Raw genomic sequence first — 15,454 nt, forward strand, 5'->3', positions numbered from 1 at the left:
AGCCTTACCTCATCACAAGGGGGAACGACCGGTTCCGGCGATGTCCACAGCGGGCACACCGAGTTCGTGCGACAGGAACCGCCACATCCACGACAGGGCGACGGTGTTCGTCAGCCCCGGGACGCCCTGGGCGATCTGGGTCGCGACGCCGTCGCTGTAGGCGGCGAGCTGCAGCGCGACGGTGTCGGCGTCGGCGTCGGCGAACACCCCGGCGTCCACCCCGCGCCGGATGACCCGCACCAGGCAGGCCTCCCAGACGCGGATGCGTTCGGCGTACTCGGCGGCGACCTCGGGCCGCCGGACCACCGCGGTCCAGTAGTCGGACCAGATCCGCCAGTGCTGCCGGACCTGCTCGGTGTCGCCGAACAGTGGGGCGACGAGCATCCGCAGCCCCACCAGCACGTCGGGTTCGGCGTCGACCGCCGCGACGATGGCGCCGTAGAAGCGCTCCGTCTCGAGCACCACGACCTCGTTGAGGATCTCCGCGACGCTGCCGAAGTGGTACGTCACGGTGCCGACGGAGACGCCGGCCTCGGCCGCGATGTCACGCAGCCCGGTGGCGCCGACGCCGTTCCGGACGATCACCGCGCGGGCGGCCTCGACGATCATCGCGCGCCGGACCTCCGGCCGCTGCCGGACGCGTGCCGCCGCGGTCACGCCGAGGTCCGTGGGACGTCGTCGACGAAGGTCCGCTCGGTGACGAGCACCTCGGGTTCGTCGGGTCCGCCGTCGCGGGCCCAGGCGCGCACGGTGTTGACGACGTGGAAGGTGTCGGCGTCGGCGGTGACCTCGGACGTCGTCTCGAGGCGCGCGGCCCACTCCGGCTTCGTCAGCCCGATCGCCCAGCGGGAACTCGCCCGTGCGCTGGTCGGGTCGTCGGAGCGGATCCGGTACGTCTCGCGGGCGTCCTCGGTGAACACCAGGCCGTCCGGGTAGACGCGCCCGCCGCCGTACCCGGGGTCGACGTCGAGCGTCCACTCCCCCGTCTCGACGTCGTGCGTCACCGTGCGCTGCGGCAGCGGGTCGGCCGGCGCGACGCGCTCGATCACGAGGGGCTCGGACCGCTCGGGCTCGGCGAAGACCACCCCGTCGTCGGTCTCCCGGGTCCAGGTGGGCAGGGTGACGCTCGAGGCGGTCGGGTCGATCGTCACGGTGGCCTCGACGCCGTGCGGCCACACCCACGGCCAGTACGACGAGGAGACCGCGATGCGCAGCCGGTGTCCGGCGGCGAACCGGTGTCCGGTCGAGACCAGGCGCACGGGCAGGTCGGCGGGCGTCCCGGGCACGAGCACGTCGTCGCGGTCCATCCCGTCGCGCTTCGCGGCGTTCAGCACCCCGCGCGTGACGAGCGTCGACGAGCCGTCCGGTGCGACGTCGCAGAGCCGCACGGTCAGGGTGGCCCGGGGCTGGTCGCTCGTGACGGACAGCCGCACGAGCACGTTGCCGAGCAGGTCGAACGCCTTGCCGACGGGCAGGTCGAAGGTGACCGACCGGCCGTCCTCGGCGCGCTGGTCCGTCGGCAGGTCGGTGGCGTTGCCGAACGGGAAGAACCGACCGGCGTCCACCCCGGTGTGCTGCGGCGACCGCACGACGACCGGCCCGAGGTCACCGCCGCGCAGGGCGGCGAGGGGCAGGACACGCTCGTGGGTCGCGGCGGAGGGCCACGCCTCGGCACCGATCCAGCGACCGCGGCGGCCGGCGTAGTAGGGCGCGGGGGCTTCGCCCTCGTTGATCCAGGCCCGCAGTGCGGGGTCGTCCTCGACGCCGGTGTCGACCCCGCGCAGCCAGCGGTCCCACCACCGCAGGGTCTCCTGCAGGAACCCGATCGACGGCCCCGGCGCGAGTCCACGGTCCGGGTACTGGTGCGACCACGGGCCGACGATGCCCTTCACGGGGGCGCTGACGTGGTCGACGAGCCGGAGCACGGCGTCCCGGTAGGGGTCCGCCCACCCGCCGACCGCGAGCACCGCGGCGCGGATGCCGTCGTAGTCCTCGGCCGCGCTGCCGTGCCGCCAGTAGTCGTCGCGCTCCTGGTGCGCGAGCCACACCGGCGTCATCGGGCGGTTCGCCTCGAGGCGTTCCCGCCACCGGTCGATCCACCCGGCACCGACGACCTCGGGCCGTGGCGGCCGCGAGTTGAAGGCGAACATCGTCGCGCCCCAGGCCGCCATGTCGATGCCGAGCACGGCGCCGCCGACGTAGTGCACGTCGTTGTCGTACCGGTCATCCGTCGAGCAGACCGTCACGATGGCCTTGAGGGCGGCGGGTGCCCGGGCTGCGAGCTGCAGCGCGTTGAAGCCGCCCCACGAGATGCCGAACATGCCGACGGCACCGGTCGACCACGGCTGCTCGGCGAGCCAGGCGATCACGGCTTCGCCGTCGAGCAGCTCCTGCTCGCTGTACTCGTCGTCGAAGAACCCGTCGGACGACCCGGTGCCGCGGATGTCGACCCGCACCGAGGCGTAGCCGTGCCGGGCGTACCAGGGGTGCCGCTCCGAGTCGCGCGGTGCGGTCCAGTCGTCGAGCCGGTACGGCAGGTACTCGAGCAGCACCGGCGTCGGGTCGCTGGGCGCACCCGACTGCGTCGGCGGCTGCGACGGCGCCCAGATCCGGGCGTGCAGCCGCACGCCGTCGGGCATCGGGATCCACTCGTCGCGGACCGTCACGCCCGCGGGCAGCGAGCCAGGGTCGCCGATGGCGGTGAAGGTGGTGGCGGCGGTGCCGTGGTCGGTGCCGTCGTCGGTGGTCATGCGTCCTCCCAGTTGCGGGTGCGGTGTCCGTCGCCGTGGTCGGTCCAGCCGTCGGCGTGCCGCCAGCGCGGCACCCCGTCACCGACGTCGGGCAGGGTCGTGCTGCCGGGTTCGAGCGTCGCCGCGAGCAACGTCGACGTGTACGGGTGGTTCGGGCCGGTGAACACCCGCTCGGTCGGTCCGATCTCGACGATCCGGCCACCGGTCATCACCGCGACCCGGTCCGCCACACCCCGGACCACGGCGAGGTCGTGGCTGATGAAGAGGCAGGCGAGGCCCCGCTCGCGCTGCAGGTCGGCCAGCAGCGCGAGGATCCCCGCCTGCACCTGCACGTCGAGCGCCGTGGTGATCTCGTCGGCGATCACGAGCGACGGCTCCGCCGCCAGTGCGCGCGCGATCCCGACACGCTGCCGCTGCCCACCGGACAGCTGCGCGGGCAGGCGGTCGGCGAACTCCGGCCCGAGCCCGACCTGGGTGAGCAGGGCGCCCACGCGCTCGCGCGAGGACGAGCCGCTGAACAGCCGGAGCGGCCGCGCGACGGCTGCACCCACGGTGCGCCGCGGGTTGAGCGACGTGTCCGCGTTCTGGAACACGAGCTGCACGGCGCGCCGCAGGGCGGGCGCGCGTCCGGCGATCGGCTCGCGCAGGTCGCCGCTCGTCGCGCCGTCGTCGTACGTGAACGTCCCCGACTCAGCCGGGACCAGTCCGGCCAGCGCCGTCGCGAGCGTCGACTTGCCGCTGCCGGACTCGCCGACGACGGCGAGCGTCTCGTGCGCGGCGATCGTGAACGAGACGCCGTCGACCGCGGCCGGCAGGCCGCGGCCGTAGCGGATCACCAGGTCGTCCGCGGTCACCACGGGGCGGGCGGGACTTCCGGGAGGCACGGTGCCGGTGGCCGTGGAGCCGACCGTCCCGGGGACGGTCGGGTCGTCGGGCACGTGGCCCGTCCCTCTCCCCATCGGCACGGCCGACTCGCCGCTGGCGCGTCGATCCGGAACCGGCGACGTGGGCCCAGGCCGTCGCCCGTCCGGCACCGCGGCCAGCAGGGCGCGCGTGTACTCGTGCTGCGGTGCGGCGAAGAGCGCCGCGGTGGCGGCGTGCTCGACGACCTCGCCGTCGCGCATCACGGCGATCTCGTCCGCCATGGCGGACACCACCCCGAGGTCGTGGCTGACGAGCAGGACGGCCATGCCGAGCTGCCGACCGAGGTCGGCGACCAGGTCGAGGACCGCGGCCTGCGTGACCACGTCGAGGGCGGTGGTCGGCTCGTCGAGGACGAGCACGCGCGGCCGGGCGGCGACGGCCATCGCGATCGCGATGCGCTGCTGCTGCCCGCCGGACAACTGGTGCGGGTACCGGCGGACGATCGCGTCGGGGTCCGGCAGCCGGACCAGCCGGACCAGCTCGGCGACGCGTTCGGGGCCGTCGGGCTCGCCGTGGGCGCGGAGGGCCTCGCGGATCTGCTCGCCGACGCGCATGGACGGGGTGAGTGCCTGTCCGGCGTTCTGGGCGACGACCGAGGCGGTGCCGCCGCGGAGCGCCCGGCGACCGGCCGGCGACAGGGCGAACACGTCGGCGCCGTCGACGCGGACCGTCCCGCCGTCGATCGCCGACCCGGCGCGCAGGTGTGCGAGGAGCGTCCGCGCGACGGTGGACTTGCCGCTGCCGGACTCGCCGACCAGGCCGAGGGTGCGACCGGCCTCGATCGTGAACGAGACACCCCGGACGACGGGGACGCGCCGTTTGCCGGCGGCGTACGAGATGGACAGGTCGCCCACGCGGACGATCGCGTCGGGCACGGTCGCCGTCGCGGCGGGCGTCGTGCCGGTGTCGGTGCGGGTCATGCGCTGACTCCCTGCTTGGCGCGGTCGACGCCGAGCGACTTGCTCAAGCCGTCGGCCGCGAGGTTCAGTCCGATCACCAGCGTGGCGAGGGCCACGATCGGGGCGAGCGTGCCGAGCGGCACCACGGTGAGCGCGGTGCGGTTCTCCTGCACCATCAGGCCCCAGTCCGGGGTCGGCGGGTTCGCGCCGAAGCCCAGGAAGGACAGCGACGCGACGAGCAGCACGATCCACGAGGCCCGCATCGCGTACTCGACGAGCACGACGTCGAGCACGTTCGGCAGGATCTCGCGGAACACGATCGACAGCGGCCGCTCGCCCCGGGCGCGGGCCGCGGTGACGTAGTCCTGCGTGATCACGGTGCGGGCGGCGCCGCGGACGACCCGGGTCACCGCGGGGGCGTAGACGACCGTGACGGCGAGGACGATGACCCAGAGGCCGGCGTCGAAGACCGTCACGACGACCAGGAGCGCGAGGATCGACGGCACGCTGAGCAGGGCGTCGACGACGCGCATGACGACCTCGTCGAACCAGTTGTCGGCGTAGGCGGTGATGCAGCCGAGCACGGTGCCGACCGCGACGGCGATCGTGGTGGCCAGGAAGGTCACGGACAGCGCGTACCGGCCGCCGTTCAGCGTGCGGGAGAGCACGTCACGCCCGTACTGGTCGGTGCCGAGCCAGTGCGTCCACGTCGGACCGGCGAGCACGTCACCCGCGTTCGTCGCGACCGGGTCGTGCCCGGCGATGACCGGTGCGAGCAGGGCGAGGACGACGTGCAGGACGATGAGGCCGAGGCCGAAGCTCAGCGCCGTCGACCCGCGCAGGGGTGCGAGCGCGCCGGCGAGCACGTCGCGTCCGACGCGGCGGCGGGGTGCGGTGGCGGTCATGCTGCGGCCTTCCTGGTGCTGCGGGCGCTGCGAGTGCGCGTGCGCGGTCGTCGCTGGCGGGTCCGCAGCTTCGGGTCGAGTGCGAGCGCGACGAGGTCGGCAGCCAGGTTGCACACGACGTAGATCAGGGCGCTCAGCAGGGCGATCGCCTCGATGGTGGGCAGGTCGCGGTTGAACACCGACTCGAGCATGAGCTTGCCCATCCCCGGGTAGTTGAAGACGTTCTCGACCACCACGACGCCGCCGAGCAGCCACGCGACGTTGAGCGCGACGACGTTGAGCGTCGGCAGCAGGGCGCTCGGGACCGCGTGCTTCCACACCACCCGGCGCATCGTCAGGCCCTTGAGCTCGGCAGTCGTGACGAACTCCGACGCCATCACGTCGATGGTCGACGAGCGGGCCGTCCGCACGATGTAGGCGGCCATCGCGAGCGTCAGCACGATGATCGGCAACCAGATGGTGGGCAGCAGCTCGGCGACGGTGGCGTCGCTCCCCCGCAGCACGACGGCGGGGAAGACCGGCAGGCCGATCGCGAACAGCAGCACCAGCACCGTGGCGACCATGAACTCCGGCACGCTCATCACGACCAGGCTGACGATCGAGATCACCTTGTCGCTCGGACGGCCGCGGCGGACACCGGCGACGACACCGAGCGTCAGGGACACCGTGACGCCGACGAGCATCGCGGGCACCGCGATGAGCATGCTGTTCCGGAAGGCCGTGAACAGCGTCGGGGCGACCGGTTCCCCGCTGACGAGCGAGGTGCCGAAGTCACCGTGCACGGCGCCGCCGAGCCACTGCAGGTAGCGGAGCCAGACATTCTGGTCGAGGCCGAGGGTCTCGCGCAGTTGCTTGACGGCGTCGGGGGTGGCGTTCTGCCCGAGCAGCTGCTGGGCGACGTCACCGGGGAGCGCCTGCACCGCGAGGAACACGAAGAGCGAGGCGAGCACCACCGTCAGCACGGCGATGCCGACGCGGCGGAGGACGGGGACGAGGACGTCCGACGGCGTGTTCGTGGTCGTCATCGGCGCAGTCCGATCCGGAGGTAGTCGAACTCGAAGCCGTACTCCGAGTAGTTCACGACGTCGCGGGACAACCCCACGAGCCGGTCGCCGAACATCGGCGTCATGTCGGCACCGTCCTCGACGACGAGTCGCTGGGCGTCCTGGTACAGGGTGAGCCGCTTGGCGTCGTCCATCTCGGCGCGGGCATCGTCGAGCAGCCCGTCGAAGGTCTCGTTCGACCAGGCGCTCTCGTTGTACGACGACCCCGAGCGGAAGATCTGGTTGAGCAGCTGGTCGATCGGCCGCCCCGTGAACCAGTAGCTCACCATGAGCGGCTTCTGCATCCAGATCTGCGTGTAGTACGAGTCCGAACTCGCGTTGCGGACGGTCAGACGGATGCCCGCGTCGGCGACGGCGTCGCGGTAGGCGACGGCCATCGGGGTGAACACCGACTCGTAGCTCGACGTGTAGATCGCGGCGCGGAAGTCCTCGCGCCCGGCCTGCTTGAGCAGCGCCCGGGCCTTGTCCGGGTCGTACTCGCGGTGGTCGTCGACGAACGCGGCGAGCTGCGGCGGCACGGGGTTGTCCCAGCCCGCCGAACCGGTCCCCTGCAGCGCGGTGTCGACGATCTTCCGTGGGTCGTAGGCGAGCTTCATCGCCTGGCGCACCCGCGGGTCGCTGAACTCGTCGCTCGTGGCGAGCATCGGGATCGTGTACCACTGGGCGTTCTTCGACCGGGCGACCGTGGCGCGGTCGGACGCCGAGACCACCCGGGCGGTGGCGAAGTCCAGGTTGGTCTGCGAGATGAGGTCGATCTGTCCGGCGAGCAGGGCGTTCACCCGCGCGGTGGTGTCCTGGATCGAGTAGAAGTCGATGCCGTCGAGCGCCGGGCGGCCGGCGAAGTGGTCCGGGAACGCCTCGACGCTGCCGGCACCGGCGGGGGTGAACGACGACAGCCGGAACGGCCCCGTCCCGATCCCGGTGCGGCCGATGTCGGCGATGGCGTCGGCCGGCACGATGTAGCACTGGTAGGCGGTGAGCAGCGACGGGAACTCGGCGTTCGGCTTCGTCAGCGAGAAGCGCAGCGTGTACGGGTCGACGGCGCGCATCGAGTCGGCGTCCATGACCTCGCCGAGCACCCCGGCCTGCGGGCTGCCGGTCTTCTCGTCGAGGATGTGCCGGATGCTCGCGATGGCGTCGTCGGCGGTGAAGCGGGAGCCGTCGTGGAAGGTCACGCCCCGGCGGAGCGCGAAGGTCCACTCGGTGCCGTCGGCGTTCGCGGACCACTCCTCGGCCAGGTCCGGTACCGGGGTGCCCTGCTGGTCGAGCTTGACGAGCCGGTTGTACAGCGCGCCGAGGTACTCGTAGGCCGACAGCGAGCTCGCGGAGTCGAGGGTCTCGGCGGCGGACGCCGCAGGCCGTGCGATGCGCAGGCGTCCGCCGCGACGGGCGACGCCGGTGGCCGCGGCCTCGGGGATCGTGGGGGTGCCGGCGGTCGCACCGGAGCTGCATCCGGCGAGCGTGAGCAGGCCGAGGCCGGCCAGACCGGCGGCGCCGGTGATGAGCGCCCGACGGCTCGGACCGTGGGCATTGCGGGGTTCGGGGACGATGGGCTGCATTCGGGGTGACCCCTCCTGTAATCGTTCCGGTGAACGATAGAGGTCCTCGGCCGATCCCCCAAGCCCGCTCCTGACGCGTGGGTCACCACCGCGTCCGACCCGATCGGCGAGCCCGTGCGGATCCACCGCCGCGCACGACCGTTCCGTCCACGGGCGGAACGTTTACCAACCCGTTACACGGCACCGCCCGGCACACGGCATGATCGGGAACGCACCGACGTCCCCGAGGAGGACCATGGCCACGTTCACCCGCGGGTTCGGCGGTCGCCGCGACGACCGCGACGACACCCGCATCCCGCCCGGTCAGACCCTGGTCCGCGACTGGCCCGTCCTGTCCGCCGGGGCGACGCCCGACATCGAGCCGACCGACTGGGCCTTCTCGATCCGCACCGAGTCCGGCCTGCACCAGTGGACCTGGGACGAGGTGCACGCACTCGGCGTCGAGGACGTCACCGTCGACATCCACTGCGTCACGCACTGGACCAAGCTCGACATGCCGTGGCGGGGTGTCCCGCTCGACCGCCTGTTCGAGGACGTCGAGACCGAACTCGACTACTGCATGGTGCACAGCTACGGCGGCTACACGACCAACGTCCCGCTCGACGAGCTGCTCGACGGGAAGTCCTGGATCGCGTTCGAGGCCGACGGCGAGCCCCTGACGCCCGAGCACGGTGGGCCCGCCCGCCTGCTGGTCCCCCACCTGTACTTCTGGAAGAGCGCCAAGTGGGTGCGCGGCATCGTCATGCAGTCCGACGACGAGCCCGGCTTCTGGGAGAACGCGGGCTACAACCTGCACGGCGACCCGTGGAAGGAAGAGCGGTACTGGTGACGCTCCCCGACACCGGCCTGGAGGCACGGATCACCCCCTCCGCTCGTCCCGCCACCCGCAGGCGGCCGGCCTGGCACGCCGCCACCGTCGCGTCCGTCGGCCGCGAGACGACGAACGCGCGCCGGATCGTCCTCGACGTCCCCACCTGGCCGGGCAACGACCCCGGGCAGCACCTGGACCTGCGGCTGACCGCCGAGGACGGCTACCAGGCACAGCGCTCGTACTCGATCGCGTCGGCCGGCCCCGCGACCGACGTCGTGCTCGCGGTCGACCGGGTGGACGGCGGCGAGGTCTCGCCGTTCCTCGTCGACGCCGTCGAGGTCGGCGACGCGCTCGAGGTCCACGGACCCCTGGGCGGCTGGTTCGTCTGGCGGCCGGGCGAGTCCACCCGGCCGGTGCAGCTCATCGCCGGCGGCTCCGGCATCGTGCCGCTCGTCGCGATGGTGACCGCCCACGCCGAGACGGACGACCCGGCGCCCTTCCGGCTCCTCGCGGCCGTCCGCACACCGGACGACGTCTTCTTCCGTGCGGAACTCGACCAGGCGCTCGCGAGCCGGGCACCGCTCGAGGTGACCCACGTGTACAGCCGCACCGCGCCTCCAGGCTCGTCCGTGCCGGCCGGGCGGCTGACGCGGGACGCGCTCGGTGCCGCGGTGTTCCCGCCGGACGCGGGTGCCCTGGTCTACGTGTGCGGGTCGACGCCGTTCGTCGAGCAGGTGCTGCGCTGGCTCACCGAGCTCGGGCACGACACGAGTGACGTCCGCGCCGAACGGTTCGGGGGCAACTGATGGTCGTCGTGGACGGCAACGCGCTGGCGGGGACGCTGGCCGACAGCCTGGGACCCGAGCCGACCGTGGTCGCCCTGCGCTGCGCCGGGTGCGGGTCGCTCGGGGTGCTCGGGCAGACCACCGTCCACCGCACCGCGATGGGGGCGGTGGCGCGCTGCCGCGGGTGCGACACGGTGCTCGTCACGGTCGTCGAGTCCGGAGCCCGGCGGTGGGTGGGGTTGCCCGGCGCCCGCACGATGTCGGCGTCGATACCGGACGGCATCGAGTAGCACAAGGCTCGCGTGGCGGGTCGTGCGGATTTCTTGCGGGTTCCCGCAACCGTGGATCCGGTTCCCACCCGAACGGGGGACGGCTCCGGATACATCCTCGGAACTGCGCCGGGCCACCCACCCGGCGCGTGCCAGTGGGGGCAGGGTCGCCTCCGCGCCCGGTGGGCGCGGGTACCCGAAGCCTGCGCCCGCCGGGCCCCCACGCCTTCGGCGCCGCGACGCCCCGCAACGACGGAACCCCCGCCGCTCTTCCGAGCGACGGGGGTTCCGGTCTTCCTGTTCTGAGCGGATGACGAGATTCGAACTCGCGACCCTCACCTTGGCAAGGTGATGCGCTACCACTGCGCCACATCCGCATTCACACGCCGTCCTGGCCGTGCGGAGATGACTCTACCCGAAGAAGGGCGGCAGCACCGGTTCCGGTGAAGGTTCCGGGCGTGTCCGGCGCGGCGCGGGCGGTCCGTCAGGTCGACGGAGTTCGATCGGACCATGAGCTACGTGCACGACAATCCCGGCGGGACCGAGGCCCACGGCGTCGACCTGGTCGACGGCGACGCCCCCGCGATCCGGATCCTGGTGCACGGCGACCTGCCGACCACGATCGAGCACGAGGGCCGCACCTGGCTCGCGACGGGCGACGCCCACGACGCGGGCGACGACGACACCCCGCCGATCGCGATCTACCGCCCGGTCTGAGCCGACCCAGGGCGGCCCGGTCAGTGACCGCGGACGTCACCCGTCAGGATCGCGTGCTCGACACCCGCTGACAGCTCGTCGTGCAGGGCGTCCGCGAAGAACTCGCCGGCACCCAGGCTGATGAGGTGCGCGACCGCGGCCTCGGCGGCCGGGAACCCGGGCTCCCACTCGTCGTGCAGGAACGCGCGGACGTGTCCGGACTCGTGCACGACGACCACGCCGATGTGCTCGTGCCGGGTGCCGTCCTCGAGCACGGCGTCGAAGACGATGGGCTCGGTGTCCTCACCGAGTTCCTCGAGCAGGACGGTGCCGGTGCCCGGCCACTCCGTCCGGTAGGGCGGCAGGTCGGGGGCGTGCAGGTGCCCGGCGAGCTCGTCCGACGCCGACTCGATGTGCCCGGTGGACAGGTACTCGTCGACGACGTCGTGGATGCGGGCGTGCAGGTCCGGCTCGTACTGCCACCAGCGCTGGTGCACGGTGCGGAGCCACTCCTGGGTCGCGGCGTCTGCCGAGGCGGAGATCCCCACGAGCTGCGGCGCGGTGCCGGGCGAACCGACGACCTCGAGCTGTTCGTCGTGCGTCTCGACCGTGATCGACCCGGTGGTCTCGTCGGGGTGCACGCCGTGGACGTCCTCGGGCGCGGCGGCCCAGATGCTGGCGGGGAGCTTCGGCGGCAGGTCGAAGGGCACCGCGATCGCGGGTTGCGTCATCGCGTGGTCGATCGCGTCGCCGAGGTGCACCTCGTCCGCCCGGGACCCCATCACGATGCCACCGGCCGGCGGCACGAGCGACAGGTGTTCCAGGTCGTCCGGGGCGGCGTTCATCGAGGTGAGCACCGCGGTGTCGGCCCACTGCACGAACGCCCCGGCGGACCGGTCGTCCTCGCCGAACGGCACGTCCCACACCGTCGGGTCCGTGAGCACCCAGGATGCGGTACGACCGGCCGGACCGTGGCGGACGGCGTCGACGATCGCCGGCACCAGTCCGGGCAGCGCTCGGTAGGCGGGACGGACCGTGAGCCGGTCGACGGCGAGCAGGTCGGGCTTGCCGAGCATCTCGGCGGCGTGGGTCTGCAGCGAGAAGAACGTCTCCCCCGTTGCGTCCTGCGCGGCGACGGCGGACGCGAAGGACCCCGCGACGTCCGACACCTGGTAGCCGAGCACCAGCGCTTCGAGCGACTCCGGTGCACGGCTCGTGAACGCGGTGACCTCGGCGACGGAGACCGCCTCGGTCTCGTCGTCGTCGGTGATCGGGACGCGGACGTCGATCACCCACCGGTCGACGTCCTGCCCGGGGTAGGCGTCACCGTCCTCGTCCGAGATCGTGATGTGCACCAGGCGCAGGGAACCGTCCCAGGCGTCGTGGACGTGCTGGGCGATGGCGGCATCGGGGTCGTCGTTCACGGACGCAACGGTACCGGTGCGGAGGGCACCGACCGGAGCCGCGTGCCCGAGGAGGCGTAGGCGGAGCACGACGGGCACCGCGTCAGCAGGTCGTGGGTGCAGTCGATCACGTGCTCGAGGAACCGCTCGGCGTCGGCCAACTGGTCACGCTGCGCCCGGATCTGACGGAGACGCTCGGTGATCACGCCGGACCGGTCGGGTTCACTCCGCCGGAGCACCAGCCGGATCTCCGCCAGGCTCATGCCGACGCCCTGGCAGGCCCGGACGACCTGCAGGCGACGAACGTCTTCCTCGGAGTACTCCCGGTGACCCGACGGCGCTCGATCGGGGACGACGACCCCCGTGTCGTGCCAGTGCCGCAGCACGTGGACCTCGACGCCGACCCGCCGAGCTGCTGCACCGATCCGCACCGTGCCCCGTTCGTTCCTCTTGACCTCAGGTCGACCTGAGGTCCTAGCGTGCGACCATGCTGCCACGCCGAGCGCCCCTCCCCGTACCCGTCCACCTCCCCGCCCCGGTCGCGGTCGTCGTGGACGGCACCACCATCGCCACGAGGGTCCTCGAGCCGGCAGGACCGGCACGCGGCGACGTCGTCCTGTGCCACGGCACCCCCTGGTCGTCGGCGGTCTGGGCCGAGGTCGGCCGGGCGCTCGCGCAGGACCACCGGGTGTTCCTCTGGGACATGCCCGGGTACGGTGACTCGGACCGCGGGCCGACCGTGGACACCACGCTCCGAGCACAGGCGATCCGTCTCGGCGCGCTCCTCGAGCGGTGGGGCCTCGACCGACCCCACCTCGTCGCACACGACGTGGGCGGCGCCGTGGCGCTCCGGGCGCACCTGCTGCACGGTGCCGAGTACGCGAGCCTGTTCCTCTGGGACGCCGTCGTGCTCGACCCCTGGGGGTCCCCGTTCTTCCGGCTGGTGGCGGAGCACCGTGACGTCTTCGACCGACTCCCCGGCGATCTGCACGCCGCCCTGGTGCGGCAGTACATCGACGGTGCCTCGTCGCGGGGCTTCTCGCCGGCGGACCTCGAGGCCCTGGCGCGGCCGTGGGCCGGCCCGGAGGGGCAGGTCGCGTTCTCACTCCAGATCGCCGCGCTGACCCCCGACGACACCCGGGCCGTGGCCGAGCTGTTGGGCTCCGTGCGGTGCCGGACCCGGATCGGGTGGGGGCGGCAGGACCCCTGGATCCCGCTGGGTCAGGCCTTCGACCTGCAGACGGCGCTGCCCGGGCACCCAGAGGTCATCGTGCTCGAAGACGTCGGGCACCTCGCGCAGTGGGAGGACCCCGTCGCGGTCACGGCCGCGCTCCGGCAGTGGGTACACCGTCCGGTGGACTCTGAGTGAGCCTGGACGGCGCCCTTCAGATCAGCGCGCGAGCGGCGAGCACGACGGCCGCTCCCCCGACGGTCAGCGCCGCGAGCACCGACAGCACCACCGCGACGGTGTCCCGCCGCGCCGGGGCACTCGAGCGGACGGCACCGGCCACGAGCTGCTGAGCCGCCGCCAGGGACGCTGCGCTCCCGAGCGGCCGGTCGTCCTGGTCGAAGGCCAGGAACCGCCCACGGACGTGCAGCACGAGCCCCAGGCTGGTCCCGTGGTCGCGCGCCACCCACGACTTCGGTCCCTGCTGCTCCCAGCGGACGGCGAGCATCAGGGGCCGGGGACCGGCAGGCCGACCCGCTCCCCGTCCGGATGCGGCCAGCTGAACGCGACGACGAGCTGGACGACACCGAACACGATGAGCACGCTCCCCACCGCGGCCACCGTCACCAGCGCGCCGAGGCCCGGCAGGTTCATCACCAGGATGCCGCTCAGCACACTGAGCACGGCGAGCACCACGGTCAGCGCACGGCGGCCCACCCACGGTGCGTAGATGAGTGCGATGCCCTCGAGGATCCAGGCGAACCCGAGCAGCAGCGCCACCCACCGCGCCCCGATCGGCGGGAACACGATCGCGACGACACCGCCGGCGACCACCAGTGCCCCGAGGACCACCAGCCCGACCTGACGCCACCAGACCCGAGGGTGCACCTGGAGTCCCCGGACGACCAGCGCCGCCCCCGACACGACCAGGTAGATCCCGAAGACCCACGACACCGCGAACAGCGTCGCGTGGGGCAGGACGATCGCAGCCAGTCCGGCGAGCACGCCCACCGCGCCGACGATCCCGAACGCCACCCGGATCCGGTCGCCGCCCTGCGGAAGCGAGCCAGTCCGCTGGCCGACGTCACGTTCGTCACGCATGTCCGTCCGACCTCCCTGCAGGTCCCGACTGGTGCTGTGGTGCTGGTGGGTGCTGGCGACCTGTGATCGCCCGTGCAGTGCGTCCTGCGCACAGGACTACACCCGAAGGTGAGCACTTGTCCATGTCCCATGCGCGCGCATGAGGCCACGCCCCCAGTCCCGGCGGACGAGCGCCGAGCGCTCCGTGGACGGTAGCCTGACGCGCCGGCCGACGAACCACCGGCGATCGCGACGGCAGACCAGACGGAGGACCACGGTGCCAGCACTCGGAGACGGCCGCGCCGACGGCGTGTGGTGCACGCTCGGCGAACCCCGGACCACCGCGCAGATCGCCCAGAACGGGTTCGCCTGGCTCGGCCTCGACGCCCAGCACGGCGCCTTCGACGACGCCACACTCCTGGCGACGATGACGGCGCTCGCCGCGGTCGCTCCGGAGGTCCCCGTCGCGATTCGTGTCGCCGTGGGCTCGGACGCCGCGATCGGCCGTGCGCTCGACCTCGGTGCCGACATCGTGATCGTCCCGATGATCGAGACCGTCGAGCAGGCCGAGCACGCCGTGCGCGCCGCGCACTACCCACCGCGGGGCCGACGGAGCTGGGGGCCGATGGCGGGACTCTGGGGCGGCGCGGCACCGTCCGCCGTCGCTGCCGACCCCGAGGTGTGGGTGATGCTCGAGACACCCGCGGGCCTCCGTGTCGCCGAGGAGATCATGGCGGTCCCGGGCGTCTCGGCGGTGTTCGTCGGTCCCTTCGACCTGTCGATCGGACTGGGCATCGAGCTGGACGTACTGCTGCACGACGACGGCGCACTCCCCGCGATCGTCGCCGCAGCCCGCCGCGCGGGCAAGCACACCGGTGCCTTCGCCGGTGACCTGGCCCGCGCCGAACGGCTCCGCGCGCTCGGCTTCGACCGCGTCGCCGTCGTCACCGACGGGACCCTGCTCGCCCACGGAGCGGCCACGGTGCTCGGCTCCGCGGCCACCGGTCGCACGTCGTACTGACAGGCCGTCAGCGGCGACCGGTCCTCGTCCGCGTCCTCGACGCCGCTGAGAGGGCGTGCCCGCACCCCGGTCCACACTCGGTCGGGAACCCGAGCCGACCGCGACCGCAGAGAGGACGAG

The 15,454-nt window shown here is 72.8% G+C and carries 16 protein-coding genes and 1 tRNA gene; 6 read left to right on the plus strand and 11 right to left on the minus strand.

Annotated features, from left to right (window positions below; all coding sequences use genetic code 11):
• Positions 1 to 12 precede the first annotated feature (12 nt).
• The 6 genes from DEJ02_RS01480 to DEJ02_RS01505 are packed head-to-tail and all read right to left on the minus strand — an operon-like array spanning position 13 to position 8,101.
• Entirely contained in the window at positions 13 to 657 is a 645-nt protein-coding gene (locus DEJ02_RS01480) for a TetR/AcrR family transcriptional regulator (protein ID WP_111031756.1), read from the minus strand.
• Positions 654 to 2,750, minus strand: a complete 2,097-nt coding sequence (locus DEJ02_RS01485) for a CocE/NonD family hydrolase (protein ID WP_111031757.1) — start codon at positions 2,748 to 2,750, stop codon at positions 654 to 656. Before DEJ02_RS01485 ends, DEJ02_RS01480 begins: the two co-directional genes overlap by 4 nt.
• Positions 2,747 to 4,594: an ABC transporter ATP-binding protein gene (locus DEJ02_RS01490; protein WP_111031758.1), complete on the minus strand. Its 1,848-nt coding sequence runs from the start codon at positions 4,592 to 4,594 to the stop codon at positions 2,747 to 2,749. The genes DEJ02_RS01485 and DEJ02_RS01490 overlap by 4 nt, the downstream gene beginning before the upstream one ends.
• Positions 4,591 to 5,478 carry an ABC transporter permease gene (locus DEJ02_RS01495; protein ID WP_111031759.1) on the minus strand — a complete coding sequence of 296 codons (888 nt, stop codon included), beginning with the start codon at positions 5,476 to 5,478 and terminating at the stop codon, positions 4,591 to 4,593. The genes DEJ02_RS01490 and DEJ02_RS01495 overlap by 4 nt, the downstream gene beginning before the upstream one ends.
• Positions 5,475 to 6,503, minus strand: coding sequence for an ABC transporter permease (locus DEJ02_RS01500; RefSeq protein WP_111022881.1), 1,029 nt, complete (start codon positions 6,501 to 6,503; stop codon positions 5,475 to 5,477). The genes DEJ02_RS01495 and DEJ02_RS01500 overlap by 4 nt, the downstream gene beginning before the upstream one ends.
• Positions 6,500 to 8,101 (minus strand): ABC transporter substrate-binding protein, encoded by a 1,602-nt coding sequence (locus DEJ02_RS01505; RefSeq protein WP_111030067.1) that lies wholly within the window; start codon positions 8,099 to 8,101, stop codon positions 6,500 to 6,502. Before DEJ02_RS01505 ends, DEJ02_RS01500 begins: the two co-directional genes overlap by 4 nt.
• 235 nt (positions 8,102 to 8,336) lie before the next feature.
• On the opposite strand from DEJ02_RS01505, the gene DEJ02_RS01510 reads away from it, so the two are divergent.
• From DEJ02_RS01510 to DEJ02_RS01520, 3 genes are read left to right on the plus strand one after another with little or no spacing between them, the layout of a single operon-like run.
• A complete protein-coding gene (locus DEJ02_RS01510; protein ID WP_111022879.1) occupies positions 8,337 to 8,930 on the plus strand; it encodes a molybdopterin-dependent oxidoreductase in 594 nt (197 codons plus the stop codon).
• Positions 8,927 to 9,718 (plus strand): ferredoxin reductase, encoded by a 792-nt coding sequence (locus DEJ02_RS01515; protein WP_111031760.1) that lies wholly within the window; start codon positions 8,927 to 8,929, stop codon positions 9,716 to 9,718. The genes DEJ02_RS01510 and DEJ02_RS01515 overlap by 4 nt, the downstream gene beginning before the upstream one ends.
• The gene (locus DEJ02_RS01520) at positions 9,718 to 9,987 is read left to right on the plus strand and encodes a DUF6510 family protein (protein ID WP_042537142.1); all 270 of its coding nucleotides are present in this window, start codon (positions 9,718 to 9,720) and stop codon (positions 9,985 to 9,987) included. The genes DEJ02_RS01515 and DEJ02_RS01520 overlap by 1 nt, the downstream gene beginning before the upstream one ends.
• A 284-nt stretch (positions 9,988 to 10,271) precedes the next feature.
• Here the strand turns inward: DEJ02_RS01520 and DEJ02_RS01525 are convergent.
• Positions 10,272 to 10,343, minus strand: a tRNA-Gly gene (locus DEJ02_RS01525).
• 133 nt (positions 10,344 to 10,476) lie between these two features.
• Between DEJ02_RS01525 and DEJ02_RS01530 the strand changes: the two genes are divergently transcribed.
• The gene (locus DEJ02_RS01530; protein ID WP_027465565.1) at positions 10,477 to 10,683 is read left to right on the plus strand and encodes a hypothetical protein; all 207 of its coding nucleotides are present in this window, start codon (positions 10,477 to 10,479) and stop codon (positions 10,681 to 10,683) included.
• Positions 10,684 to 10,703: 20 nt separating this feature from the next.
• Here DEJ02_RS01530 and DEJ02_RS01535 read toward each other — a convergent pair whose 3' ends face one another.
• The gene (locus DEJ02_RS01535; protein ID WP_111031761.1) at positions 10,704 to 12,086 is read right to left on the minus strand and encodes a hypothetical protein; all 1,383 of its coding nucleotides are present in this window, start codon (positions 12,084 to 12,086) and stop codon (positions 10,704 to 10,706) included.
• Positions 12,083 to 12,496 (minus strand): MerR family transcriptional regulator, encoded by a 414-nt coding sequence (locus tag DEJ02_RS01540; RefSeq protein WP_111031762.1) that lies wholly within the window; start codon positions 12,494 to 12,496, stop codon positions 12,083 to 12,085. Before DEJ02_RS01540 ends, DEJ02_RS01535 begins: the two co-directional genes overlap by 4 nt.
• A 56-nt stretch (positions 12,497 to 12,552) precedes the next feature.
• Between DEJ02_RS01540 and DEJ02_RS01545 the strand changes: the two genes are divergently transcribed.
• Positions 12,553 to 13,434: an alpha/beta fold hydrolase gene (locus tag DEJ02_RS01545; protein WP_111031763.1), complete on the plus strand. Its 882-nt coding sequence runs from the start codon at positions 12,553 to 12,555 to the stop codon at positions 13,432 to 13,434.
• Positions 13,435 to 13,450: 16 nt separating this feature from the next.
• On the opposite strand, the gene DEJ02_RS01550 is transcribed toward DEJ02_RS01545, so the two are convergent.
• Positions 13,451 to 13,741, minus strand: coding sequence for a hypothetical protein (locus tag DEJ02_RS01550; protein WP_111031764.1), 291 nt, complete (start codon positions 13,739 to 13,741; stop codon positions 13,451 to 13,453).
• Positions 13,741 to 14,334, minus strand: a complete 594-nt coding sequence (locus DEJ02_RS01555) for an HdeD family acid-resistance protein (RefSeq protein WP_111031765.1) — start codon at positions 14,332 to 14,334, stop codon at positions 13,741 to 13,743. Before DEJ02_RS01555 ends, DEJ02_RS01550 begins: the two co-directional genes overlap by 1 nt.
• Positions 14,335 to 14,590: 256 nt before the next feature.
• On the opposite strand from DEJ02_RS01555, the gene DEJ02_RS01560 reads away from it, so the two are divergent.
• Complete coding sequence (locus tag DEJ02_RS01560) at positions 14,591 to 15,334, plus strand: HpcH/HpaI aldolase/citrate lyase family protein (RefSeq protein WP_181440245.1); 744 nt, start codon at positions 14,591 to 14,593, stop codon at positions 15,332 to 15,334.
• Positions 15,335 to 15,454: the final 120 nt, after the last annotated feature.

The organism is Curtobacterium sp. MCLR17_042, from assembly GCF_003234695.1.
GTDB lineage: Bacteria > Actinomycetota > Actinomycetes > Actinomycetales > Microbacteriaceae > Curtobacterium > Curtobacterium flaccumfaciens.

Bases quoted from the DNA above. Each gene is read 5' to 3' on its own strand.
- DEJ02_RS01500 (WP_111022881.1), bottom strand. From the start codon at position 6,503: ATGACGACCACGAACACGCCGTCGGACGTCCTCGTCCCCGTCCTCCGC.
- DEJ02_RS01530 (WP_027465565.1), top strand. From the start codon at position 10,477: ATGAGCTACGTGCACGACAATCCCGGCGGGACCGAGGCCCACGGCGTC.
- DEJ02_RS01520 (WP_042537142.1), top strand. From the start codon at position 9,718: ATGGTCGTCGTGGACGGCAACGCGCTGGCGGGGACGCTGGCCGACAGC.
- DEJ02_RS01555 (WP_111031765.1), bottom strand. From the start codon at position 14,334: ATGCGTGACGAACGTGACGTCGGCCAGCGGACTGGCTCGCTTCCGCAG.
- DEJ02_RS01490 (WP_111031758.1), bottom strand. From the start codon at position 4,594: ATGACCCGCACCGACACCGGCACGACGCCCGCCGCGACGGCGACCGTG.
- DEJ02_RS01510 (WP_111022879.1), top strand. From the start codon at position 8,337: ATGGCCACGTTCACCCGCGGGTTCGGCGGTCGCCGCGACGACCGCGAC.
- DEJ02_RS01495 (WP_111031759.1), bottom strand. From the start codon at position 5,478: ATGACCGCCACCGCACCCCGCCGCCGCGTCGGACGCGACGTGCTCGCC.
- DEJ02_RS01545 (WP_111031763.1), top strand. From the start codon at position 12,553: ATGCTGCCACGCCGAGCGCCCCTCCCCGTACCCGTCCACCTCCCCGCC.
- DEJ02_RS01485 (WP_111031757.1), bottom strand. From the start codon at position 2,750: ATGACCACCGACGACGGCACCGACCACGGCACCGCCGCCACCACCTTC.
- DEJ02_RS01505 (WP_111030067.1), bottom strand. From the start codon at position 8,101: ATGCAGCCCATCGTCCCCGAACCCCGCAATGCCCACGGTCCGAGCCGT.
- DEJ02_RS01550 (WP_111031764.1), bottom strand. From the start codon at position 13,741: ATGCTCGCCGTCCGCTGGGAGCAGCAGGGACCGAAGTCGTGGGTGGCG.